This window comes from Streptomyces sp. NPDC025651 (assembly GCF_055558735.1).
The window spans coordinates 73,079-94,145 of record NZ_JBVHLZ010000011.1 but is presented as its reverse complement, the minus strand read 5'-3'; the positions used below and the strand labels follow the sequence as shown (position 1 = coordinate 94,145).

The following is a 21,067-nucleotide window of genomic DNA, read 5'->3' as shown; positions in this document are numbered from 1 at the left end:
TCCGCCAATGATCACCCTGCGGCCGACCGACCTCGCGCGCGAGCACGGCATCTCGACCCAAGCCGTCCGCAACCACGAGCGCGACGGGTTCATCCCGCCCGCCGAGCGCACCCGCAGCGGATACCGGATCTACACCGAGCTGCACGCGGCGGCGCTCCGCGCCTACCTCGCCCTCGTCGCGGCGTACGGATACGCGGCCGCCGGCCGGATCATGACCTCGCTCCACGACGGCGCGCTCGACGCCGCCCTGACCGTCGTCGACCAGGGACACAGCCGGCTGCTCCGCGACCGGGAGACCCTCGCTTCGGTGCGGGAAGCCGTCGATCACCTGACGGCGGAGTCCGGCGCCGCTCCGGACCGCTCGGCGGAGTCCGGCACCCGGACCGTCGGCGAACTCGCCCACCAGCTCCGCGTCACACCCGCGACCCTGCGCAAGTGGGAAGCCGTCGGCATCCTCGTCCCCGCACGTGACCCCGCCACCGGATACCGCGTCTACCGCGCGAGCGACATCCGCGACGCCGAACTCGCCCACCTGCTCAGGCGCGGCGGCTACCCGCTGGAGCACATCGCCACCGTGGTCCAGCAGATCCGCACCGCCGGCGGCACCGACGCGCTGTCCGGCGCCCTGGACGACTGGCACCGCAAGGTGACCGCGCGGGGCGTCGCCATGCTCGACGCGGCCACCCCTCTCAGCCGCTATCTGCGCATGCTCGACCACACTGCCCCACAAGGAGATTGATGCCGCCGCGGGATCCCCGCGGGCTGACGGAGCCCGTGGCCGGACGAGTTGACTCCCCCACACCCCTGTTCTTCTTTCGGCCCCGCCCGCACAATCGCCTCCGTACCCGCCCGTAACCCCAGGGTCCTCCCCGAGCCTCGCCGGATGAGGTGGTCGCCGTGCCAAAGCTCAGGACTGCCCGCGCCCGTACCGGCGCGACGGCCGTCGTGTATCTGCTCGTGGCCGCGATGGGCGCGCTCTTCGCTCCCGCCGCGGCCTCCGCCGCCCCACGCTCCGCCGCGCACACCCCGGTCGTCTTCGTCCACGGATACAACGCCGACCCCGGCGTGTGGGGGCCGCTTCGGGAGGACCTCAAGTCCGTGGGCTACACCGACGACGAGCTCTTCTCCTTCGGCTACGACACCGACGAGTCCGTCAACGAGACGCTCTCCGGGCAGTTGGCCTCGTACGTAGCCGACGTACGCACGCGCACGGGCGCGGACCGCGTCGACCTGGTCGCGCACTCCTTCGGCAGTCTGGTCACACGCTGGTACGTGAAGTACGGCGGCGGCGCTCCCTTCGTCTCCCACTGGGCCTCGCTGGCCGGGCCCAACCACGGCACCGGCACCGCGTGGGCCTGCGCCCTGTGGTCGCAGGGCTGCCGCGACATGACGCCGGGCTCCTACGTCACCGGCCGCCTGGCCGCGGGCGACGAGACGCCGGGCACGGTGGCGTACGCGACGTGGTGGTCGAACTGCGACGAGGTCATCAACCCGGACACCAGCGTCCCGCTCACCGGTGCGACCAACCACGCGGTGGGCTGTCTCGCGCACAACGACCTGCTCACGGACGACGCGGCGTCGCAGGGGGTGCGGGACTTCCTGTCCCTGAACGCGTCACGGGCACCTCGCGCAGCGGGTCTCCCCGGTCGGTGAACACGCGCCCCTCGGGGGCGAGGACGAGGTCGAACGGGCCCGCGCGGAAGCCCCGCACTCAGAAGATGGACAGGCCCGTGAGCGTCGTGAAGCGGTCCAGGGCCGCCACGCCCGCCACCGAGTTGCCGCGCTGGTCGAGGCCAGGGCTCCAGACGCAGATGGTGCAGTGGCCCGGCACGACCGCGATGATGCCGCCGCCCACCCCGCTCTTGCCGGGCAGGCCCACGCGGTGGGCGAAGTCGCCGGCCGCGTCGTAGGTGCCGCACGTCAGCATCACCGCGTTGACCTGCTTGGCACGGCTGCGCGTGAGCAGGGTCGAGCCGTCGGCCCTTATCCCGTGCCGGGCCAGGAAACCGGCGGCCAGCGCGAGGTCACCGCAGGACGCCGCGAGGGAGCACTGGCGGATGTACTGGTCGAGGAGGTCCGGCACCGGGTTGGTGATGTTGCCGTACGACGCCATGAAGTGGGCGAGGGCGGCGTTCCGGTCGCCGTGGGCCGCCTCCGACGCGGCGATCTGCAGGTCGAAGGTGAGCTCCGGGTTGCCGGACTCGGCACGCAGGAACGTACGCAGCGCTCCGGAGGCGTCGCCGGTCAGCTTCTGCAGGCGGTCGGTGACGACGAGCGCCCCGGCGTTGATGAAGGGATTGCGCGGGATGCCGTTCTCGTACTCCAGCTGCACCAGCGAGTTGAAGGGGTTGCCGGACGGCTCCCTGCCGACGTGCTCCCACAGTTCGTCGCCCTCCAGGGAGAGCGCGAGGGCGAGCGTGAAGGCCTTGGTGATGGACTGGGTGGAGAAGGGGTGCTGCCACTCGCCGACGCCGTACACCGTTCCGTCGAGGTCCGCGACGGCCATCCCGAAGCGATTCGGGTCGGCCGAGGCGAGGGCGGGGATGTAGTCGGCGGGGCGGCCACGTCCGGGGGTGGCCTCGATCTCGGTGGCGATGCGGTCCAGGACCGGCTGGAAGGTGGTGGACACGCTGACTCGCTTTGACTTCGTACGGTGATGCTTCTGCCACACCCTACGCCCCGCGGGAGCATGCACGTTCGCATGGTCACGCGGCGGCAGCGGGAGCGCCGCCGTCAGCCCCGCGTCAGCGGCCATCGGGACCCTGAGCTGCACTCACCGCAGCCCGCGACGTTCGTCCCGCTCCTCGCGGGCTCCGCCACGCCGCTCGTCCTCGGGGGCATGGCCTCCTCGTACGCCCGCCGCGGCGCGGCCCGCTATCCCGTGTACTGGTGGTGAGCAGCGCAGGCCCCGCCCCCCGCTGGACTTCACGGCGGCACCCTTCCGGTCATGTGGTTCTCCCCGGTTCGACCGCGATGACCGTCGCCGTTCCCACGACGGGCCGGGACTCGTGCATGGTGATCGTGTCACCGGCCCTCAGGTGCCTCCACTGCTCGGGGCTCAGGGGTGCCAACCGCACGTCGGCGGTCTCTCCGGGGCCGAGTTCCTCGGCGTACTCCACCCACAGAGCCGCGACGTTCAGCGCCGGCTCCCCCTGCGCGGTGCGGTTCCCGACATCCCACAGGGGACGGAGCCTGCCGTCGCCGGCGAAGGCGGTCCGGCGTCCGCCCTCATCCGCCCCCAGCAGGCTCAACCGCGCCCGGACAGTGCCGTGCCGGGCTTCGCCCGCCCGCCACTCGCACCAGCGGCGACTGCGGTCGAGCCCCATCTGCCGCGCGGCCTCGGCGAGCACCTCCCAGAGCTCCGCGGACACGGGGTGGACGTCCCCGATCTCGACGAGGAGGCCGAGCGCCGCCTCCCATTCCTGGCACCCGATCTCCTCGCGCACGTCCCCGACCGTCACTCCGCATTCCGTGACGGCGTCCTCGGGGAGCCGGTCGGCGACCTGGCGGAGGAGGGTGAACGCGTCTTCCATGGGCTGGATTCTCTCCTGAACCGCCTGAGTCGCCTGGCGGACGTGGGGACGGGGCCGGGGGCCGTCGGGGGCGGGGTGATCGCCTAGTCGTGGAAGGCCGTGGTCGCGTCGAGTGCGGCGCGCTCGGTCGTCACCCGGTTCACCGGCGCGGTCTCGTCGGCATAGCCGAAGGAGATGCCGACGAGCAGCTTCCCTCCGGTGATGCCGAGCTCGCCGCGGACGGTGTCGGCGTAGAAGCTGAGCAGCCCCTGCGGGCAGCTGTCCACGCCGTACGCGGTCATCGCCAGGAGCAGGGTCTGCATGTAGCCGCCGACGTCGGCGGCCAGCCGTGTGCCGCCGTCACCGGTGACGAACAGGAACGCCGCGTGGGGCGCGCCGTAGAAGCGCAGGCTCTCCGCGTCGTACGCCGCACGGGCCGCACGGTCGTCGGAGCCGATGCCCAGCGCGCCGTACAACTCGGCTCCGAACGCGGCCCGGCGCACCTGGTGCACCCGTGCGTACATGTCCTCGGAGTACGGCAGGTCCACGGAGGTGCGCCGCTCGGCATGGGCCGCCCGCAAGGCATGCGCCAGGCGCTCCCGTGCCGCGCCGCTCACCACCTCCACCTGCCACGGCTGCGCGTTGGAGTTGGACGGCGCGGCACCGGCCAGCGAGAAGATCGCGCGCATCGTCTCCTCGGGCACGGGGTCCGGACGGAACGCGCGGGTCGCGTGACGGCCGCGTATCAACTTTTCCGCGCAGCCGCTCAGTTCGGTGGAGTGGGTGGGGGTCGGCCTCGTCATGGAGCACTCCTCGGCGATGTTCTCGGTGACAGCATATGTAAACGCCATCGTTTACCTGGCGAGGCCCACTCTAGACAGCCACCCCCGCCGAAGTAAACGTGAACGTATACTTGCGTCATGAGTGCGACGACTACCTCGACACCTCGACGGCCGGGACGCGGGGGCCGTGAGCGCATCCTCGCCGCAGCCGCCCACCTGTTCGCGGCGCAGGGGATCAACGCGACCGGCATGGAACAGGTCGCGGAACAGGCGCCGGTGTCCAAGCGGACGCTCTACGCGCACTTTCGGACCAAGGACGAGCTGGTCATCGCCCACCTGCGGCATCTCGCGTCGGCCGACGCCACCTTGGGGAGCGTGCTGACCCGCGAGGACGTCCCGCCACGGGAGCGGATCCTCGCCATGTTCGACCAGCCCGCGGCGGACGCGGCCCCGGTGCGCGGATGCCCGTTCATCGACGCCGCCGCGGAGTTCCCCGACCCGAAGAGCGCGGTCCACTCCTACGCCCGCGAGCAGAAACTGCGGATGGTGCAGCTGGTCACCGCATTGGTGAAGGAGCTGGGCTGCCGGGAACCCGACGCGCTCGCCGAGCAGTTGGTCACGCTCGCGGACGGTGCGGCCAGTCGCGCCATGGTGCTGGACGAAGCGGACTACGGCCACCACGCACGGGCGGCGGCGGAGATCCTCCTCGACCACGCCCTGCCCGGCGTGAGCTGACCAAGGGCCGCGGTCACTCGGACGCGCGCCGCAGGACCTCGTGCTGCCTGTCCGCGACGCCCGCCGGCACCGGTCCGCGCTCCCCCGCGAGGAGGTACGTCGCGAACGTGCCCCCCGTCCGCACCACCGTGACGCTGTTGCCCTTGCCGTCAGGGGCCTCCGCGTTGGTCAGCACGTACGCGATGGAGTCGTCGCCCGCCGGTACGGGAGGCAGCGGATCCACGGTGAAGCCGTAGGACCACCCGCGCTTCGACGTGGCCCTGAACTCCGTGCACTTGGCGCGGGCTTCCTTGAGCTCACCCATCCACGCCTCGGCCTCCTCGGGGGTGTGGCTGGACAGCGTCAGGCTCCCCTCGACCGCCGAGCCCTTGCCGTCGAGCGTGGCCCACGCCATCGCCTCGCGCGCGTGCTTGGGGCGCACGCTCATCACGTCGGCTATGGGGCGGCAGGCGGGCTCGTCCACGGTGACGACGTCCTGCTTCTCCAGCAGCGGCTCGTTCTGGGGCGTGGCGGTGAAACCGGGCAGGTCCCCGGAGTCGGGCAGCGCGTCGCTCAGGGCCGCCGCCTCAAGAGGCTCGTCGGCGGACTCCGACGAGCCGCAGGACACCGTGGCGGCGAGCGACACGGCAGCGAACAGCAGCGGAAAGACCTTGCGCACGGACAACCCCCTCGTGGTTGGCGGGGCCACCCCCGTGCCAGGCGAAGTCGAACAGCTGATGTTCGCAGGGCGGCAGCCGCAGATCCACCGAATTACGATCACCGTTCGCCTACCCGACGAGGCGGCGCAGTGGCGGCACGCTGACGCCGCCGCCGGTGAGGCCCGCGAGCACCGCGCCCGCCGCCGTGCCGCCGGCGAGGAAGGTGAGCCCTCCGAGGATCAGGGCGATCACCGTGGCCATCAAGAGGACGACCGCGGTGTGCACCGGCAGGAAGGGAGTCGGCCCCGAAGGACCCGGCGGTGGCGCGGCGGGCGGCACATGGGGTGGCACAGGTGGCGGCGAACTCACGTGTTTCTCTTCTCTCCTGGTTGTTCAGGGCCGTGATGCCGCTCATACGTCGCCTCCGGCCGTCCACCCCACGAAGCCTTCCGCCCCACGAAGCCATGCACCCCACGAAGCCATGCACCCCACGAAGCCTTCCGCCCCACGAAAGAACACCTCCGGATCCGGCCGCCTCCGATGCGTCCGCATGCGAAGAAATCCTGAAAATCCCGCGTGGGGTGGCGCCGGGGCCCGAACGTACAAGGGAGCGTCGACACGGCCGGAGGGGAAGACCATGCAGGGCGAGGATGAGACCGCGGGCGAGTCGCCCGCGGCCGCGCGTGCCCCGCGCCGACGGCTCCCCGACGAGCGGAACGGCGATCGGCTCGGCGCGCCCGTGCCCGCCGGGGCGCTCGGCGCGATGGACGCCCGCCACGGCCGGGAGGCCCGCCGCTTCCAGCAGGACGTCGAACGGTGCGCCGCGGACCGGGAGTTGGTCCGGATCCTGCGCGCGGACGGATTCTCGGGGCCGCGTTACGCGCGCTTCGAGGAGGAACTCGCCCGCTACGGGGTGTCCGTGCTGCGCGGCTGGCTCCACTCGGGGTTCGTGTTCACGCTCGTCGCGGCGCGCGGGTTCAACCTCGGCCCCCAGGAGCGGGAGTTGGAGGAGCTGGCCAGGGACAGCGATCTGCGCGAGGAGCTGGCGACGATGACGGTGGCCCGCACCCTGCCGCGCTTCCGGCGCCAGGCGCTGGTGGAGGGTGGCTGGCACCCCGACGGGGGCGCCGGGATCGCCACGTACTTCATGGGCGCGTGCGCCTTCGAGTTCCCCAACGAGTACCGCAGGCATCGCGGCCTCGAGGAGCGGTGGCGCCGCGGCCTCGACCGGGCCGAGGCGACGGCCGACACCGCGGTGGTGCCCGGTGTCGCCGCCGAGGTCCTGGGCAGGCTGCGTGTGCTCGACGACCTCGCCGATCTCGACGACCCTCGTATGCGGGCGGCCGTCGCACTGACCCTGGACGGCTATGCCCAGGAGGAGATCCGGCAGATCCTCGGCGCACCGTCCGTGCGCGCCGTCGAGGGGCTGCTCTACCGGTGGAGGGCGAGAGCCAAGAAGGACGAGCGGGAGGCGGGTGAGCGCCATGGATGAGCGGGACGAGGCATTCGACGCCGTGCTGGCGCGGTCGTCCCTGGGCACCGAGGGCGCCGCCCTGCTGCGGGGACGCACCCCGCTCCCCACGGCCCGTGCGCTCCGCAGGATCGCGGAGCTGCACGACCTGATCGCGCGTCCGGCGGCGCGCATGGACGAGCGGCGCGACGCGGCACTCGAACTGCACGAGCTGTTCCGGGAACTCAGGTACAGGGCGCGCGGGCTCGCACCTCGCCCAGTGCGGCAGCCCGTGTCCGACGAGGACGACACCGAGACCGGGACGGGGGCCGAGGCCGGAACCGGGAGTGCAGAAGACGCCGACGTCGCGTCGCTCTGGCACGTGACGCTGAGCGTGGCCGGTCCGCCACTGGCCCCTGCGGACGTCCGCCGCCCCCTGGAGCGTCTTGCCGACACTCACCCCTTCGCGATCGCCGCCCGCTACTCCACCGACCGTGCCGAGATCCGCTACTGGGGGGAGGCCCCCGACGTGCACGGCGCGACCGCGACCGCGCTGCGGCTCTGGCAGGAGGACCTGGCCTGCGCCGAGCTGTCCGGGTGGGACGTGGTCGGGTTCGAGATCATCGACCGCGCGACATACCTTCAGCGGACGGCGTCGGGCACATCGGTCCACCGCCCTCAAGCCGATCCCGGATACCGCGCCGCCGCGCAGGAGAGGCAGGACGCGCTGAGCGACCGCCGCGGCCAACGGCCCGGCTCCTAGGGCCTGTTCGCAAGACCTGTCCAGAAGGCCTGCCTCCAAGGCCTGCCCCCGTGGCCTGCTCGTGGAGTCGCGCAGCTTGCCCGTGAAGCCCGTGCTCCGTCAGGACGCCTCCGCGGCGGGGACGCGCTCCGCCCCGCCCGCCGAGACGCCCTGACGGAGCCTCGATCACACCGTTCTGGCGAGCCGGTCGGCCAGGAGCTTGGCGAAGCGCGCCGGGTCGGCCAGGTCGCCGCCCTCGGCGAGCAGGGCGGTGCCGTACAGCAGCTCGGCCGTCTCGGTCAGGCCGGCGTCGGCCCGCTCCTCCGAGCCGCGCTGTTCGTGGGCGGACCTCAGACCGCTGACCAGCGGGTGCTCGGGGTTCAGCTCAAGGATGCGCTTGACCGGCGGAAGGTCCTGGCCCATCGCCTTGTACATCCGCTCCAGGGCCGGCGTGAGGCCGTCGGAGTCACTGACCAGGCAGGCCGGCGAGCTCGTCAGACGGGACGTCAGCCGTACGTCCTTCACGTCGTCCAGGGTCTCCTTGAGCCAGCTCAGCAGCGGCGCGTACGCCCCGGACTCCTCCTCCGAGAGTTCCTCGTCGGACGGCAGGTCGACCTCGCCGCGCGCGATGGACTGGAACTCCTTGCCGTCGTACTCCCGCACCTGCTCGACCCAGATGTCGTCCACCGGGTCGGTGAGCAGCAGGACCTCGTACCCCTTGGCCTTGAAGGCCTCCATGTGCGGGGAGTTCTCGATCTGCGCGCGGCTCTCGCCGGTCATGAAGTAGATCTTGTCCTGGCCGTCCTTCATGCCGGCGACGTAGTCGGCCAGGGTGGTGGGCTCGTCGCCCGAGGTGGAGGCGAACGACGCGATGTCGAGGATCGCCTTGTGGTCCTCGGCCCCGTCGAGCAGACCCTCCTTGACGGCGGCGCCGAACTCCCGCCAGAACGTGCGGTACTTCTCCGCGTCGTCCTTCATCAGGTCCTTGATGGTCGAGTGGACCTTCTTCGCGAGGCGGCGGCGGATCAGCTGGATGTGCCGGTCCTGCTGGAGGATCTCGCGGGAGATGTTCAGCGACAGGTCGGCGGCGTCCACCACTCCCTTGACGAAGCGGAGGTGGTTCGGCATGAGCTCGCGGCTGTCGTCCATGATGAACACGCGCTTGACGTACAGCTGGATGCCGTGGCGGGCGTCGCGCTGGAAGAGGTCGTGCGGGGCGCGCGTCGGGAGGAAGAGCAGCGCCTCGTACTCGAAGGTGCCCTCCGCCCTCATGTGGATGATGTCGAGCGGGTCCGACCAGTCGTGGCTGATGTGCCGGTAGAACTCGCGGTACTCCTCGTCCTTGACCTCGGAACGCGGCCGGGCCCAGAGCGCCTTCATGGAGTTGAGGGTCTCGTCGCCCATGCGGATGGGGAACGAGATGAAGTCCGAGTACCGCTTGACGATCTCCCGGATCTTGCGGTCGTCGGCGTAGTCGTAGAGGGCGTCCTCTTCGTCCGAGGGACGCAGGTGGACGGTGACGGACGTGCCCTCCGGCGCGTCCTCGACGGTCTCGATCGTGTAGGTGCCGTCGCCGTCGGACTCCCAGCGCACGCCCGACTCCTCGCCGGCCTTGCGGGTGAGCAGGCTGACCTTCTCGGCGACCATGAAGACGGAGTAAAAGCCGACGCCGAACTGGCCGATCAGCTCGGCCGATTCACCGCCGTTCTCCTTGCTCTCCCGGATCCGGCGCAGGGTCTCGGCCGTGCCGGACCGCGCGATGGTGCCGATCAGCCCGACGACGTCGTCGCGCGACATGCCGATGCCGTTGTCCCGCACGGTGAGCGTGCGGGCGTCGTTGTCCGCCTCGATGTCGATGTGCAGGTCGTCGGCCCGAAGGCTGTCGTCCGCGAGACCGACGAGGCGCCGTTTGTCCAGGGCGTCGGAGGCGTTGGAGATGAGTTCGCGCAGGAAGATGTCCTTGTTCGAGTAGATCGAGTGGACCATCAACTGCAGGAGCTGCCTCGCCTCGGCCTGAAACTCCAGCGTCTCGGTACTCATTGCATCCCTTCTCTTTCCCAACGTCCGCCCGCGCAGGCCCTCTTGGTACGGCGCCGCGCGAGCGTGAAACCCTGTGGGGGCGTGCCCCACCTCCACCATTGTCCGACCTCGGACGCGGTGACACGCAATGTTGACCACATGTTCGGGAAGTGGGCGGCCCACGGAGAGCGGGACGGCCCCGCACGAGGAGAGGAAGATCACTGATGGCCTCGACGCACGTGACGGTGTGGGATCGGACAGGCGGCGAGGGCACCCCCGCGGTGTTCGCGCACAACATCTTCACGTGGGGCAGCGACGACGCGTACGGGTTCGCGGCGCAGCGCCCGCTGGCCGACCGCAACCGCCTGCTCCTGATGGACCGCCGGGGCTACGGCGGCAGCCCCGACAACACCGACCGCAGCGACTTCGACGTCGACGCCGCCGACCTGGTGGAGGTCCTCGCCCGGCAGGACGGGGGCGCGCACCTGGTCGGCCACGGCAACGGAGGCCTCGCGGCCATGCTCGCCGCGGGGCAACGCCCGGACCTCGTACGCTCCCTGACGCTGATTCAGCCCTCGGCGTTCTCCGCGGCAGCCGGTCACCCGGCGGTCAAGGCCTTGCTACAACGGGTGGGAGAGAGCGAGGGCCTGCCGGATTCGGTGACGCCGGAGGAGTATCTGCGCGCGTCCACGGAGGGCATCGGGATGGCGATGCCCGACCCCACTCCGCGGCGACTGCGCGCCGTGGCCACGTCGATGCGCGAACGCCCGGTCTGGGAGGCGGTGGTACCCCTCGAACCGCTGCGGGACGCGCCGTGGCCGACGCTGGTGATCTGCGGCACCTGGGAGGACGCTCCCGAGACGTACCGCAAGTACGCGGGCGAAGCACTGATCGCCTGTGCCGAGGCCGTGGCCGAGACGGTGGGCGCGCGCCTGGTCCGCGTCCCCGGCTACTACCCGCACACGCAGCAGCCGGAGGCGGTCAATGCCGCCCTGCGGGAGCTGTGGGGGTGACGCGTGCCGGTCACGGGGCGTCGAAGCGCTCAAGTCGCTCGCGCAGCGTGCCGGCGAACTCCTCCGCCCGCGCCAGTTGCGTACGCAGATTGAGGACGCGCTCCTGTGCGGCGTCCTCGAACGTGCGCACGCGCTCCACCAGTTGCTCGCGTTCCGCGTCCGGGACGTCCTCCCCCGCGTCGAGGACGTCCGTCGCGGCGAGCAGTTCCCTCATCTCGTCGAGGGTGAAGCCGAGCGGCTTCATCCGCCGGATCACCATCAGGCGGGCGACATCGGCCTCGGTGTAGAGACGGAAGCCGCCCTGGGAGCGCGCGGAGGGGACGACCAGGCCGGTCTCCTCGTAGTGCCGGATGGTACGCAGGGAGAGTTCGGTGCGCGCGGCGACCTCGCCGATCTGCATGTGCTTGTCGTCCAACGCCCCTGGCCTGGCCCTTCTCGTTCCGGTGGGGCCGCTTTCCGCACGACCCTCGAACTCTACCCTTACGTTAGGGTAGAGTCACTTCTGTTCGGGTGCCCCTCACGGGCCCCTCCGTTGTCACGCCGGGCCGATGCCGTCCCCGGCGAGAAGCCGATTCTTGCAGGAGAGAAGCGTGCGCGAGACCGTGACTCCCAAGGCCACCGCCTGTCCACCGTGACGCACCGCCGACGGACGTGAGCCCGGCGCCGCCGCCGAACGGACCCGGCCCCTCCGTCTTCGCCCCTCGCCCCACACTCGTACCGCCCTCGAGTGCTGCCCTGAACGGCTCGCGTCTTCACGTACGCCCTGGCACGCCCTCGCCCCCCCACGACAGGTCACTGTTTCCTTGTCTCCTTCCGCCCTTTCCCGTGCCGTGAGGCTGAGCGGTCCACGTCCTGACTGGCTCTCCGATCCGAAGGTCTGGCGCACCGAAGTCCTCGGCGGGCTCGTGGTCGCCCTCGCGCTGATCCCCGAGGCGATCTCGTTCTCGATCATCGCCGGAGTCGACCCGGCCATCGGCCTGTTCACCTCCTTCACGATGGCCGTCACCATCGCGATCGTCGGCGGGCGCCGCGCGATGATCTCGGCCGCCACCGGCGCCGTGGCCCTGGTGATCGCGCCGCTCAACAGGGAGCACGGCCTGGGGCATCTGATCGCCGCCGTCATCCTGGCCGGAGTCCTCCAGATCGCGCTCGGCGCCCTCGGGGTGGCCAAGCTGATGCGCTTCCTGCCGCGCAGCGTCATGGTCGGCTTCGTCAACGCCCTGGCCATCCTGGTCTTCATGGCGCAGGTGCCCGAGACGCACGACGTGCCGTGGGCCGTGTATCCGCTGATCGTCGGCGGGCTGGCCCTGATGGTGTTCTTCCCCAAGGTCACCAAGGTGGTCCCGGCCCCGCTCGTCTCGATCGGAGTCCTGACCGCGATCACGGTCGCGGCCGGCATCACGGTGCCCACCGTGGGCGACAAGGGCGAACTCCCCTCCTCGCCGCCCGTGCCGGGACTGCCTGACGTGCCGTTCACCGTGGACACCCTCACCACCATCGCGCCGTACGCGTTCGCCATGGCGCTGGTGGGCCTGATGGAGTCCCTGATGACCGCGAAGCTCGTCGACGAGATCACCGGTACCCCCTCCTCCAAGACCCGTGAGTCCATCGGCCAGGGCATCGCCAACATCGTCACCGGTTTCTTCGGCGGCATGGGCGGCTGCGCCATGATCGGCCAGACGATGATCAACGTACGGGTCTCCGGAGCCCGCACCCGCCTGTCGACCTTCCTGGCGGGCGCGTTCCTCCTGGTGCTCTGCATCGCCTTCGGCCCCGTCGTCTCCGACATCCCGATGGCGGCCCTGGTCGCGGTGATGGTGATGGTGTCGTTCACGACCTTCGACTGGCACTCCGTCGCGCCCAGGACGCTCAGGCGCATGCCCGCGGGCGAGATCGCCGTCATGGTGATCACCGTCGCCGTCGTGGTCACCACCCACAACCTCGCCGTCGGCGTGGTCGTCGGCACCGTCACCGCCATGGTCGTCTTCGCCAAACGCGTCGCCCGTCTCACCCACGTCACCGCGGTCACCGACCCGGACGGCACCTCGGTCGTCTATTCCGTCACCGGAGAACTCTTCTTCGCCTCCTCCAACGACCTCGTCGGACAGTTCGGTTACGCCACCGATCCGGACAAGGTCGTCATCGACCTGAGCGCTGCGCACATCTGGGACGCGTCCTCCGTCGCCGCCCTCGACGCCATCGAGAACGCATACGCACAACGCGGAAAGGAGGTCGAGATCATCGGCCTGAACGATCCGAGTGCCCGCATCCACAAGAAGCTGAGCGGTGAACTCACCGGAAGCCATTGAGCTTCGCCTGCTTTGCTCCAGCAATATGTCACTGGTGCGGAGACACCGCATTCAGTCCGTTGAGTTCCGGGCCCCTCGCTTCGTCATTCGAGGCGCCCGGCAAGGGCACGGGAGGATGTTTTTCGGCTGCCCTCTTCTCCCAGTCCCCCAGGAAGTCGATCTCAGCGGAGAGCAGAACTCCCGTATGCCGATGGACTCGTCGCCGGACGATTTCCACCGCCGCCGCGAATCCGGCGGCGGTGGCACCCCCTCCGTGCCCTTCCGCGACCAGGGTGTAGTGCCGCGACGACACACGCACTCCGGCGACGATCGGGCGGCCGAGGCCGAACCCCGCTTCCCGGATGAGCCAGCTCGCGCTCACCCTTGTCGTGCCGTCCGGGAAGCCGTTCACCGGAGCATTGCGGGCACGCAGCTCGGCGGCCTGGGCCGGGGAGATCTCCGGGCTGAGGAAGACGCTGCCCACCGAGCGCTCGTCCCCGTCCGAGCACCCCAGGACCATGCCCTTGCCGCGCCGGACCTCGAGGACCGCGCGCGCGGCCTCGGCCGGCGGCACACGCGCGCCGGTCTCCACACCGAGTTCCGCGGCGACCTGGCGGTAGCTGATCGGTGCCCCCAGAGGGGAGCGGCGCAGGGCGAGAACCAGGCCGAGCAGGGTCCAACGGCCGGTTCCCTTGAACCTGCTCGTGCGATGGCCGAGACCGCACTCGGCCGCCGAGAGCGTCACATGGCGACGCCTTCCCCAGTCCCAGGCCCGCACCGCCACCAGGGAGTCCGAGATCTCCTGGCCGTACGCGCCGACGTTCTGGATCGGCGTGGCGCCCGCCGTGCCCGGGATGCCGATGAGCATCTCCATCCCGGTGAGCCCCTCGGCGATCGTGGTGTCGACCAGGTCGGCCAAGGGGTGACCCGCCTCGACGTCGAGCAGCACCCTGTCGTCGCCGGGGCTTTCCGCACAGCGAATGCCGCGCGTGGCCACCCGCAGGACGGGGGCGGAGCAACCGGAGTCGTGGACGAGGGTGTTGCTGCCCGCGCCGAGACTCACCGGCGGTCCCGCGTGGTCCGGGTGGGACTCGACGAACGCGACGAACTCGGGGAAGTCCGCGGTGTCGTCCAGCTCGACCAGGCTCGCGGCCGGTCCGCCGAGGCCCAGGGTCGTCAGCGGGGCGAGCGGTGCCCCATGGGTGACGTGCATACGATCGATTGCTCCTTGTCTGCCGCGTACGCCGCATTCTCCTGCAGGGGCGGGGGCCGGGATCGCGCGCGGGCTCAGAGCGCGCACTGCAGACTGCTCGGCCCCAGCAAGTAGTCCATGCGCTCCAGGACGTGGCGGGTCGGCGCGCTGTCGCGATACGGGAGCAGGCGTCGCCGCAGATCCGTCAGCCGCACCCGCGCCCGAAGCGAGGTGAGCTTCCCGGCCAGGTCCAGCGCGACCGTCACCGCCTCGGCTGCTCCGTCGACTTCCTCGCGGGCGAGGCGCGCCTCCGCCAGCGAGGCGGAGTGGAGCAACCGGTTGCGCGGCTGGGCCTCGCCGAGCATCTCCAATCCGCACCCCAGATGCCATTCCGCGCGGTCGGGACGTCCCAGTTCGAGCCACGCGCGGCCCGCGTCGGCCACCATCACCGCCGGCGTCAGCCAGTACGCCCACGGCGCGCCCTCGCTCCCACCGCCGTGGCTGAGCTCCGCCGCCCGTTCCAGGTGGTGCTGGCAACTCGCCTGATCACCGACGGCCGCGTGGGCACGGGCCTCGCGGGTGGCCAGCAGCGCCTGCCGTATGCCCGGTGGATCACCGGCCGTCCCTTTGCGCGCGATGCGGATCAGGCGGAGCGCGTCGTGCCCCTGGCCGCACCACAGAGCCCGATAGCTCATGCAGGACACGATGTACGCGCCGAGTTCACGGTCGCCCGCGGTCCGGGACGCCCGCAGCGCCTGCAGGAAGTGACACCGGCTCTCGCCCTCCAGGCCCAGGTCCGCGGCCAGCCAGCCGGCGAGCTGGCCGAGCTCGGCGACGGCTCGGTGAAGCCGCGCCCCGACCCCTGCGTCGTACGCGTACTCGGCGGCGAGCCGCTGTGCCCAACGCAGGTCCTGCAGGGTCCAGTCCAGGACCATCCTGCCGCCGCGGTCGTCGTCCAGTCGGCGCAGCTGGCCGATGCGTGAGGCCAACAGGTCGATGTCGACCGGCGCGAGCTCTTCGCCGTGGCGGCGTGACGGAGCGGCGGCGTCGTCCGCCACCAGCCAGTCGACCGCTCCCGACACCAGGGCCTGCCCCGGGACCGAAGGGGCCCGCGGGCCGGACCCCCTCTGTTCGGGCACCTGTTGCACGGGGCGCCCTCCCGACGCGAAGTGCTCGGGCCAGAGGGCCTCCACCGAGATCCTCTCCCCCAGTCTCGACGAGAGGATCTTCGCGATCACGTACGGGAGTTGACGGCGTGGACACGAGCCGCGCAACCAGTTGTACGGCGCCTTCTCACTGATGGTCCCCGGCCCGCACGCATGGTTGATCTCACGGGCCAGTCGCTCCGGCGACCAGGCCAGCCGGGACAGACAAGCAGCTAACACCGACGTATCTCTCATCGATTGGAGACCTTGATCTCAACGACGCCCAACAGAACATCGACGGGGGAGGACAGAGTGCCCGGAAGCTGTGCGCCCAGGTCATCGCAGACAGCCTCCCCACGAATGATGAACCGCCGGCGCGGAGTTTCTGCAAATCTGTGACCAGGGACACATGAGCGCTACACACGATGCCTTATTGAGACCTCTTGCGGGGCTGATTTCCTACCCCGTCAACTGCGTGCGCCCGTGCTCGCGAAGCCTTGAGGCAACCGCCTTCCCATTGCATTGTTGAACCAAACATGAGCTGACCGACCTGACCATTCTCACCCAACTGACGCAGCTGACCCCAGAGATGACTTTCTCGAACGATCAGCCCTGTGCTGAGGTTGTTCACATTGCCCGGTACATCGCACCGCGCCGCGACCACTCATGCGGATGCCCGAATGAGGAGTTCCATGGAAGTCGAAGTACTTGGACACGTGGCACTGTCGGCCAAAGGGAAGCGGGTCACCCCCAGCGCCGCCAAGACCAAGCAGGTGCTGACCCTCCTGCTGGTCAACGCGAACCATCTGGTCACCGTCCCCACGCTCATCGAGGAGCTCTGGGACGAACGGCCGCCGGCCACCGCCCTGAGCACGCTGCAGACCTATGTGTTCCAGCTCCGCAGACTGCTCGCCCATCTCCTGCCGGAGGAGTCCCCCAAGGAGATCCTCACGACCACGCCGAACGGGTACGCGATCCATGTCCGGCCCGGCGACTTGGACCTGCACCGTTACGAACGCCTCGTGAGCGAGGGCCGGCGGGCGTTCTCCGCCGGCGAGCACGACGCGGCCGCCGAAAGCCTCAGGGCCGCGGAGCGGCTCTTCCAAGGTCCCGCGCTGGCGGACATACGCCCCGGACGCCACTTGGAGGCCGAGATCGTCCGTCTGGAAGCGGCGAGGCTCAGCGCCCTGGAGACGCGCGTCGAGGCGGAACTCGCCCAGGGTCGCCACCACGAACTCCTGGGCGAGTTACACGGCTTGACGTCACGTCACACCCAGCACGAGAGCTTCCATCGGCAGCTCATGCTCGCCCTGTACCGGTGCGGGCAGCGCCCCGGCGCGCTCAACGCCTTCAACCGGCTCCGCCACAGGCTCGTCGAGGACCTGGGGCTCGAACCGTCCGCGGAGCTCCAGCGGCTGCAGCAGGCGATCCTCGCCGCGGACCCGGAGCTGTCCCGTCCAGGAACACACTCGCTGCACGCCGTGGCCGGAGGCGCCATGTCGATCCTCGGCTAGACCGCCGTCAATCCTCGGGCAGGTCGTCGCGGTGGACCTGGCGCCGCTTGATGAGGAGCCGTCCGCCTTCGCGCACGAAGGTGTCCTCGCACGTGCAGAACAGCTCGAACTCGGATGCGCCGCCCTTCCGTGTCCTGACGAGTTGGGCGTAACTCCTGGCGACGATGGTGCCGTTCGCCGCCTCCTCCACCTCCAGTGTGCTCAGGCAGTGCCGCCTCAGCACACCGTCGGCCAGCAGCTTGCGCGCCGCCGCCGCGGCCCCCGCCTCGATCTCGGCCCTGCCGACGTGCGGCTCGGGGCGCGCGTTGGTCCGGGAGACCGCGTCCTCGGTGAAGTCACTTGTCCAGTCCGCCACACGGCACTCGTCCATGGCCCGCATGTGACGCCCGTAGAACTGCTGGATCTCCATGTACAGAGCGATGGAATTCGTGCTGCCCGCAAGGCTGTCGGCTGATGTCATGCCTGCCTCTCCTCAGGTCGAACTGCCTCTCCCGGCACCTTCCCCGAGAGGTTCTCACCGGCCGGTCGAGTGGCAGTAAAGGGAGGATCTCGCGGGCATTCGAGGCCCACTTGCTTCGCCTTCGACCACGCAGTGGTGCAGTGCTCTTGAAAGGTCTGCTGCACATCAGGCAAACCGAGGTGACGGAGGCATTCTCGTGAACCTTTCCTACGCCGATGGCGCGGTGTTGTTCGACCGTGCGCGAGCCGGTTCGCGGCCGCGCTGGAGAACTGTCGGCGAGCTGCTCCGGGACGCGGCCGAGCGATATGACGACTGGGAGTTCCTCCGCTTTCCCGGGAAATCGATGAGCTTCGCCGAGGTCGACGCGTACGCCAGTCGACTGGCCCGTGTGCTGAGGGCGCACGGGGTGGGCCGCGGCGACCGCGTCGCCCTCATGATGGGGAACGTGCCCCACTGGCCGCTGAGCTGGCTCGCCGTGACCAGGGCAGGAGCCATCGCCGTGCCGGTCAACGCGCGCTACGGCCCGTCGGATCTCGCGTACGTCCTCAAGGACTCCGGCAGCGTGCTCGCGCTGGCCTCCGACGAGTGCGTCGAACTCGTCCGCAAGGTCGCGCGGGATATCGACACCCTCGAACAAGTACACACGCCGGACGAGCTGGCCGAGGAGTTGGCGAGTGCTTCTCCCACCGATCCTGAAATACCGGTGGGCCCCTCGGACATCGCCAATTTCCAGTACACCTCAGGAACCACCGGATTCCCCAAGGCGTGCATGCTGTCCCACGACTACTGGCTGAGAACTGCTTGGCTCATGGCGGTGTCCTCCGAACTGCTCGCCGATGACGTCGTGTTGACCGCGCAGGCGTTCTCCTACATGGATCCGCAGTGGAATGCGGTGATGTGCCTGATGGGCGGGGTCCCCCTTGTGGTGCTTCCCGGATTCTCCGCCTCGGGTTTCTGGAATTCGGTGCGAGAACACGGGGCGACGCTGACCTACGTACTCGGAACCATGCCTCTCCTGATGTTCAAACAACCGCGGCACGCGGGGGACAGGGACCATTCGATGCGGCTCGTGCTGTGCTCGGGCATCGCGCCCGATCGCCACCGTGCCTTCGAAGAGCGCTGGGGAGCCCCCTGGCGGGAGGTCTACGGCTCGACCGAGAGCGGGCTCGACCTGATCGTCGCTCCCGGTGCCGCCGAGACGGTGGGCAGCGGAGCCATGGGAGATCCCCCCGAGGGCAAGGAGGTCCTCGTCGTCGACCGGCGGGGAGCCGCGCTGCCCGCCGGGGAGACCGGGGAGATCGTCGTCCGCGGCGAGCCGATGATGGACGGCTACTGGAACCATCCCGACACCACGGCGCGGGTCTTCAGGGGCGGCTGGTACCACACGGGAGACCTGGGACGCCGCGACGCCGCGGGCCGCATCCATCACGCCGGGCGCCTCAAGGACATGATCCGGCGTGGCGGCGAGAACATCTCCGCAGCCGAGGTGGAGAGCGTGCTGGAGAGCCACGCCGCCGTCCTGGCCGCCGCCGTCGTCCCGATACCGGACGAACTCTTCGAGGAGGTGCCGAAGGCGTTCGTGCGACTCCGGCCCGGCCACTGCCCCGGCACCGACGTGGCACTCGGCGTGCTCGACCACGCCCGTCGGCATCTCGCCCGGTTCAAGGTGCCGGCGTTCGTGGAGTTCGTCGACTCGTTCCCCATGACGCCCTCGGCGCGGATCCAGAAGCGGAAGCTCCTGGAGCCGGCGAGGGACCAGCGCGCGGGGTGCTTCGACACGGCTCACCGCACATGGACATGAAAGGGGAGTTCACCATGGACGCCTGGGAGTCCCGATCCGGCCACATCGACGTGTCCGTACGCGACGAGGTGGCCGTCGTCACCATCTGCCGCCCGGACCGGCTCAACGCCCTGACCGCGGCGACGCGCCGTGAACTGGCCGCCGTTCTGCGCCACTTCGCCGACGGGAACCTCGCGCGGGGCATCGTCCTCACGGGCACGGGACGGGCCTTCTCCGCCGGGGAGGATCTGCGCGAGGCGGCCGCGGCTCCCGTGAACGGGCTGGTCGCGGAGGCCGAGCTGTTCCACGACATCACCCGCGCGGCGCTGGAGACGCGCGTTCCCACCGTCGCCGCCCTCAACGGAGTCGCCGTCGGCGGCGCCGGCGAGATGACCCTCTGCTTCGACGCCCGCATCGGCACCGAGGACGCCGCCTACCTCCTGCCCGAGAACGACATCGGCCTGACCATCTCCAACGCGGCGAGCGTCCTGCTGCCGCGCCTCGTCGGGAACCGGTCCCTGCGCCTCGTGCTGGAGAGCGCCTCGGTCGACGCCCGGCAGGCCCTGGAGCTCGGCCTCCTGGACGAGATCGTGGACCGCGCCGAGCTCGTCCCGGCCGCGATCCGCCGGATACACCGGTGGACCCGTCCCGGTGCGGCGACCGCCGCGCACCTCGACCTCCTGCGCCCGCCACGGGAGGTCGTCGAGGCCGCCATGGCGCGCGAGACGAAGGCCGTGCAGTGGACCGAGGACACCGGCAGCGCGCGGGCGGGCATCGAGCGGTTCCTGGCACAACAGCGCACCAGGCGCTAGCGCGCGGCGCCGGAGCCGGAGTCGCCGGAGCCCTCGTCGCCGGCGCAGGTCGAGACCGGCGGCATCTCCCCCGCCGATCGCCCTCGGACCGCTCGTGATGATGGATCCGGTCCTGGCCGAGGTCCGCCACGACAAGCTCGACGCCGTCACCGGCGACCGCAGGCCTCACCGAGCGGAGCGCGCTGACGGGCCGAGGCGGCTCAGGCGGGGCAGGGCGTGGACGCCGGGCCGAACAGCGCCGTCGCGCGTGATCGGCCGTCCTCCGTGAGGCGGCAGCACGCCCATCCCTGGTGTTCGTGGCGGGTGAGGAGCCCTGCCGCCAGCAGTTGTTCGAGGTGGCCGTCGAGCTGCCCCGGGTCGCGCAGCCCCAGGGCCTGTGCCAGACGGCACACGCGCACCCCGCCCCCGCCCGCCGTGGCGAGCAGGCTGAACACGCGCAGCCGGTCGGCGTCGGCGAGGACGGCCAGGACCTCGGCCGTGCGGATCGCCGTCGCGCGGTCCAGGACCGTGCCGCGCGCGGGCGTGCGCCTCGCGCCGGTGACCTGCGCCTGCTGCTTCGGCATGCCCCCAGAATTCCAGCCGGCCGGACGGCTGTCCATGAACGGGGCGACGGTCAGGTGAGGAGGTTTCCTATGGTGCGCAGGCGCTCGGGGACGATGGTGTACCAGGCCCATGTGCCGCGCTTCTCGCGCGTCAGGAGTCCCGCGTCCACCAGGATCTTCAGGTGATGGCTGACGGTCGGCTGGGTGAACTCCAGGGCGTCGGCGAGGTCGCAGACACAGGCTTCGCCCACCGGGTCGGACGCGATCAGGCTGAGGAGCTGGAGCCGGGTGGGGTCGGCGACCGCTTTGAGGGAACGCGCCAGCTCCTCGGCCTCCGCGCGGCCGAGGGGGCGGCCGGTGACGGTGCTCTCCGAGGTGTCGTCCAAGGCCCTGACCGCGCTCACCGTTGCATCGTCCACGGGTTCAGTTTACGAAGCGACGAA

General features: G+C 70.5%; 23 protein-coding genes and 1 pseudogene. 12 read left to right on the top strand and 12 right to left on the bottom strand.

Going from position 1 to position 21,067, the window contains the following annotated elements; all coding sequences use genetic code 11:
* Positions 1–7: 7 nt before the first annotated feature.
* Together ACZ4D5_RS32850 and ACZ4D5_RS32845 are read left to right on the top strand one after the other, a co-directional pair.
* On the top strand, positions 8–739 hold the full coding sequence (locus ACZ4D5_RS32850; RefSeq protein WP_467776114.1) for a TioE family transcriptional regulator: 732 nt from the start codon (positions 8–10) through the stop codon (positions 737–739).
* Positions 740–966: 227 nt separating this feature from the next.
* Positions 967–1,653: an esterase/lipase family protein gene (locus ACZ4D5_RS32845; RefSeq protein WP_467776374.1), complete on the top strand. Its 687-nt coding sequence runs from the start codon at positions 967–969 to the stop codon at positions 1,651–1,653.
* 58 nt (positions 1,654–1,711) lie between these two features.
* Here the strand turns inward: ACZ4D5_RS32845 and ACZ4D5_RS32840 are convergent, their stop codons facing one another.
* Positions 1,712–2,629 (bottom strand): glutaminase, encoded by a 918-nt coding sequence (locus ACZ4D5_RS32840; protein ID WP_467776113.1) that lies wholly within the window; start codon positions 2,627–2,629, stop codon positions 1,712–1,714.
* A 60-nt stretch (positions 2,630–2,689) separates the two neighbouring features.
* Between ACZ4D5_RS32840 and ACZ4D5_RS32835 the strand changes: the two genes are divergently transcribed.
* The gene (locus ACZ4D5_RS32835; protein WP_467776112.1) at positions 2,690–2,896 is read left to right on the top strand and encodes a hypothetical protein; all 207 of its coding nucleotides are present in this window, start codon (positions 2,690–2,692) and stop codon (positions 2,894–2,896) included.
* A gap of 49 nt (positions 2,897–2,945) precedes the next feature.
* On the opposite strand, the gene ACZ4D5_RS32830 is transcribed toward ACZ4D5_RS32835, so the two are convergent.
* Both ACZ4D5_RS32830 and ACZ4D5_RS32825 read right to left on the bottom strand, forming a co-directional pair.
* Positions 2,946–3,533, bottom strand: coding sequence for a hypothetical protein (locus tag ACZ4D5_RS32830; RefSeq protein ID WP_467776111.1), 588 nt, complete (start codon positions 3,531–3,533; stop codon positions 2,946–2,948).
* 83 nt (positions 3,534–3,616) lie between these two features.
* Positions 3,617–4,315 carry a nitroreductase gene (locus ACZ4D5_RS32825; RefSeq protein ID WP_467776110.1) on the bottom strand — a complete coding sequence of 233 codons (699 nt, stop codon included), beginning with the start codon at positions 4,313–4,315 and terminating at the stop codon, positions 3,617–3,619.
* Between the two features lie 117 nt (positions 4,316–4,432).
* Here ACZ4D5_RS32825 and ACZ4D5_RS32820 point away from each other — a divergent pair, with 117 nt between their 5' ends.
* The gene (locus ACZ4D5_RS32820; RefSeq protein WP_467776109.1) at positions 4,433–5,029 is read left to right on the top strand and encodes a TetR/AcrR family transcriptional regulator; all 597 of its coding nucleotides are present in this window, start codon (positions 4,433–4,435) and stop codon (positions 5,027–5,029) included.
* A 13-nt stretch (positions 5,030–5,042) separates the two neighbouring features.
* Here the strand turns inward: ACZ4D5_RS32820 and ACZ4D5_RS32815 are convergent, their stop codons facing one another.
* A complete protein-coding gene (locus ACZ4D5_RS32815) occupies positions 5,043–5,687 on the bottom strand; it encodes a hypothetical protein (protein WP_467776108.1) in 645 nt (214 codons plus the stop codon).
* A gap of 109 nt (positions 5,688–5,796) precedes the next feature.
* Complete coding sequence (locus ACZ4D5_RS32810; RefSeq protein ID WP_467776107.1) at positions 5,797–5,952, bottom strand: hypothetical protein; 156 nt, start codon at positions 5,950–5,952, stop codon at positions 5,797–5,799.
* A gap of 352 nt (positions 5,953–6,304) precedes the next feature.
* Between ACZ4D5_RS32810 and ACZ4D5_RS32805 the strand changes: the two genes are divergently transcribed.
* Positions 6,305–7,159 (top strand): hypothetical protein, encoded by an 855-nt coding sequence (locus ACZ4D5_RS32805; protein ID WP_467776106.1) that lies wholly within the window; start codon positions 6,305–6,307, stop codon positions 7,157–7,159.
* Positions 7,152–7,880: a hypothetical protein gene (locus ACZ4D5_RS32800; RefSeq protein ID WP_467776105.1), complete on the top strand. Its 729-nt coding sequence runs from the start codon at positions 7,152–7,154 to the stop codon at positions 7,878–7,880. The genes ACZ4D5_RS32805 and ACZ4D5_RS32800 overlap by 8 nt, the downstream gene beginning before the upstream one ends.
* A 165-nt stretch (positions 7,881–8,045) precedes the next feature.
* On the opposite strand, the gene htpG is transcribed toward ACZ4D5_RS32800, so the two are convergent.
* Positions 8,046–9,899 carry a molecular chaperone HtpG gene (htpG, locus tag ACZ4D5_RS32795; protein WP_467776104.1) on the bottom strand — a complete coding sequence of 618 codons (1,854 nt, stop codon included), beginning with the start codon at positions 9,897–9,899 and terminating at the stop codon, positions 8,046–8,048.
* 203 nt (positions 9,900–10,102) lie between these two features.
* Here htpG and ACZ4D5_RS32790 point away from each other — a divergent pair, with 203 nt between their 5' ends.
* Positions 10,103–10,891: an alpha/beta fold hydrolase gene (locus ACZ4D5_RS32790; RefSeq protein WP_467776103.1), complete on the top strand. Its 789-nt coding sequence runs from the start codon at positions 10,103–10,105 to the stop codon at positions 10,889–10,891.
* A 10-nt stretch (positions 10,892–10,901) separates the two neighbouring features.
* On the opposite strand, the gene ACZ4D5_RS32785 is transcribed toward ACZ4D5_RS32790, so the two are convergent.
* The gene (locus ACZ4D5_RS32785) at positions 10,902–11,306 is read right to left on the bottom strand and encodes a MerR family transcriptional regulator (RefSeq protein WP_467776102.1); all 405 of its coding nucleotides are present in this window, start codon (positions 11,304–11,306) and stop codon (positions 10,902–10,904) included.
* A gap of 388 nt (positions 11,307–11,694) precedes the next feature.
* Here ACZ4D5_RS32785 and ACZ4D5_RS32780 point away from each other — a divergent pair, with 388 nt between their 5' ends.
* Positions 11,695–13,200: a SulP family inorganic anion transporter gene (locus ACZ4D5_RS32780; RefSeq protein WP_467776101.1), complete on the top strand. Its 1,506-nt coding sequence runs from the start codon at positions 11,695–11,697 to the stop codon at positions 13,198–13,200.
* Between the two features lie 28 nt (positions 13,201–13,228).
* Here the strand turns inward: ACZ4D5_RS32780 and ACZ4D5_RS32775 are convergent, their stop codons facing one another.
* Positions 13,229–14,392, bottom strand: a complete 1,164-nt coding sequence (locus ACZ4D5_RS32775; RefSeq protein ID WP_467776100.1) for a UDP-N-acetylmuramate dehydrogenase — start codon at positions 14,390–14,392, stop codon at positions 13,229–13,231.
* A 74-nt stretch (positions 14,393–14,466) separates the two neighbouring features.
* Positions 14,467–15,609, bottom strand: coding sequence for a hypothetical protein (locus ACZ4D5_RS32770; RefSeq protein WP_467776099.1), 1,143 nt, complete (start codon positions 15,607–15,609; stop codon positions 14,467–14,469).
* Between the two features lie 599 nt (positions 15,610–16,208).
* Between ACZ4D5_RS32770 and ACZ4D5_RS32765 the strand changes: the two genes are divergently transcribed.
* Positions 16,209–17,030: an AfsR/SARP family transcriptional regulator gene (locus ACZ4D5_RS32765; protein WP_467776098.1), complete on the top strand. Its 822-nt coding sequence runs from the start codon at positions 16,209–16,211 to the stop codon at positions 17,028–17,030.
* A 7-nt stretch (positions 17,031–17,037) separates the two neighbouring features.
* On the opposite strand, the gene ACZ4D5_RS32760 is transcribed toward ACZ4D5_RS32765, so the two are convergent.
* Complete coding sequence (locus ACZ4D5_RS32760; RefSeq protein ID WP_467776097.1) at positions 17,038–17,490, bottom strand: nuclear transport factor 2 family protein; 453 nt, start codon at positions 17,488–17,490, stop codon at positions 17,038–17,040.
* 196 nt (positions 17,491–17,686) lie between these two features.
* Here ACZ4D5_RS32760 and ACZ4D5_RS32755 point away from each other — a divergent pair, with 196 nt between their 5' ends.
* The 3 genes and pseudogenes from ACZ4D5_RS32755 to ACZ4D5_RS32745 form a co-directional block, all read left to right on the top strand.
* A complete protein-coding gene (locus tag ACZ4D5_RS32755; protein WP_467776096.1) occupies positions 17,687–19,291 on the top strand; it encodes a class I adenylate-forming enzyme family protein in 1,605 nt (534 codons plus the stop codon).
* 14 nt (positions 19,292–19,305) lie between these two features.
* Complete coding sequence (locus ACZ4D5_RS32750) at positions 19,306–20,082, top strand: enoyl-CoA hydratase/isomerase family protein (protein ID WP_467776095.1); 777 nt, start codon at positions 19,306–19,308, stop codon at positions 20,080–20,082.
* 42 nt (positions 20,083–20,124) lie between these two features.
* Positions 20,125–20,245: pseudogene (locus ACZ4D5_RS32745) on the top strand (ACR3 family arsenite efflux transporter); the annotation flags it as partial.
* Between the two features lie 37 nt (positions 20,246–20,282).
* On the opposite strand, the gene ACZ4D5_RS32740 reads toward ACZ4D5_RS32745, so the two are convergent.
* Both ACZ4D5_RS32740 and ACZ4D5_RS32735 read right to left on the bottom strand, forming a co-directional pair.
* On the bottom strand, positions 20,283–20,645 hold the full coding sequence (locus ACZ4D5_RS32740; protein ID WP_467776094.1) for an ArsR/SmtB family transcription factor: 363 nt from the start codon (positions 20,643–20,645) through the stop codon (positions 20,283–20,285).
* 50 nt (positions 20,646–20,695) lie between these two features.
* Positions 20,696–21,043 (bottom strand): ArsR/SmtB family transcription factor, encoded by a 348-nt coding sequence (locus tag ACZ4D5_RS32735; protein ID WP_467776093.1) that lies wholly within the window; start codon positions 21,041–21,043, stop codon positions 20,696–20,698.
* Positions 21,044–21,067 lie beyond the last annotated feature (24 nt).

Excerpts from the sequence above, each read along its gene's own strand:
- ACZ4D5_RS32850 (WP_467776114.1), top strand. The coding sequence starts at position 8 with ATGATCACCCTGCGGCCGACCGACCTCGCGCGCGAGCACGGCATCTCG.
- ACZ4D5_RS32845 (WP_467776374.1), top strand. The coding sequence starts at position 967 with ATGGGCGCGCTCTTCGCTCCCGCCGCGGCCTCCGCCGCCCCACGCTCC.
- ACZ4D5_RS32835 (WP_467776112.1), top strand. The coding sequence starts at position 2,690 with ATGCACGTTCGCATGGTCACGCGGCGGCAGCGGGAGCGCCGCCGTCAG.
- ACZ4D5_RS32830 (WP_467776111.1), bottom strand. The coding sequence starts at position 3,533 with ATGGAAGACGCGTTCACCCTCCTCCGCCAGGTCGCCGACCGGCTCCCC.
- ACZ4D5_RS32825 (WP_467776110.1), bottom strand. The coding sequence starts at position 4,315 with ATGACGAGGCCGACCCCCACCCACTCCACCGAACTGAGCGGCTGCGCG.
- ACZ4D5_RS32820 (WP_467776109.1), top strand. The coding sequence starts at position 4,433 with ATGAGTGCGACGACTACCTCGACACCTCGACGGCCGGGACGCGGGGGC.
- ACZ4D5_RS32805 (WP_467776106.1), top strand. The coding sequence starts at position 6,305 with ATGCAGGGCGAGGATGAGACCGCGGGCGAGTCGCCCGCGGCCGCGCGT.
- ACZ4D5_RS32800 (WP_467776105.1), top strand. The coding sequence starts at position 7,152 with ATGGATGAGCGGGACGAGGCATTCGACGCCGTGCTGGCGCGGTCGTCC.
- htpG (WP_467776104.1), bottom strand. The coding sequence starts at position 9,899 with ATGAGTACCGAGACGCTGGAGTTTCAGGCCGAGGCGAGGCAGCTCCTG.
- ACZ4D5_RS32790 (WP_467776103.1), top strand. The coding sequence starts at position 10,103 with ATGGCCTCGACGCACGTGACGGTGTGGGATCGGACAGGCGGCGAGGGC.
- ACZ4D5_RS32775 (WP_467776100.1), bottom strand. The coding sequence starts at position 14,392 with ATGCACGTCACCCATGGGGCACCGCTCGCCCCGCTGACGACCCTGGGC.
- ACZ4D5_RS32765 (WP_467776098.1), top strand. The coding sequence starts at position 16,209 with ATGGAAGTCGAAGTACTTGGACACGTGGCACTGTCGGCCAAAGGGAAG.
- ACZ4D5_RS32760 (WP_467776097.1), bottom strand. The coding sequence starts at position 17,490 with ATGACATCAGCCGACAGCCTTGCGGGCAGCACGAATTCCATCGCTCTG.
- ACZ4D5_RS32750 (WP_467776095.1), top strand. The coding sequence starts at position 19,306 with ATGGACGCCTGGGAGTCCCGATCCGGCCACATCGACGTGTCCGTACGC.
- ACZ4D5_RS32740 (WP_467776094.1), bottom strand. The coding sequence starts at position 20,645 with ATGCCGAAGCAGCAGGCGCAGGTCACCGGCGCGAGGCGCACGCCCGCG.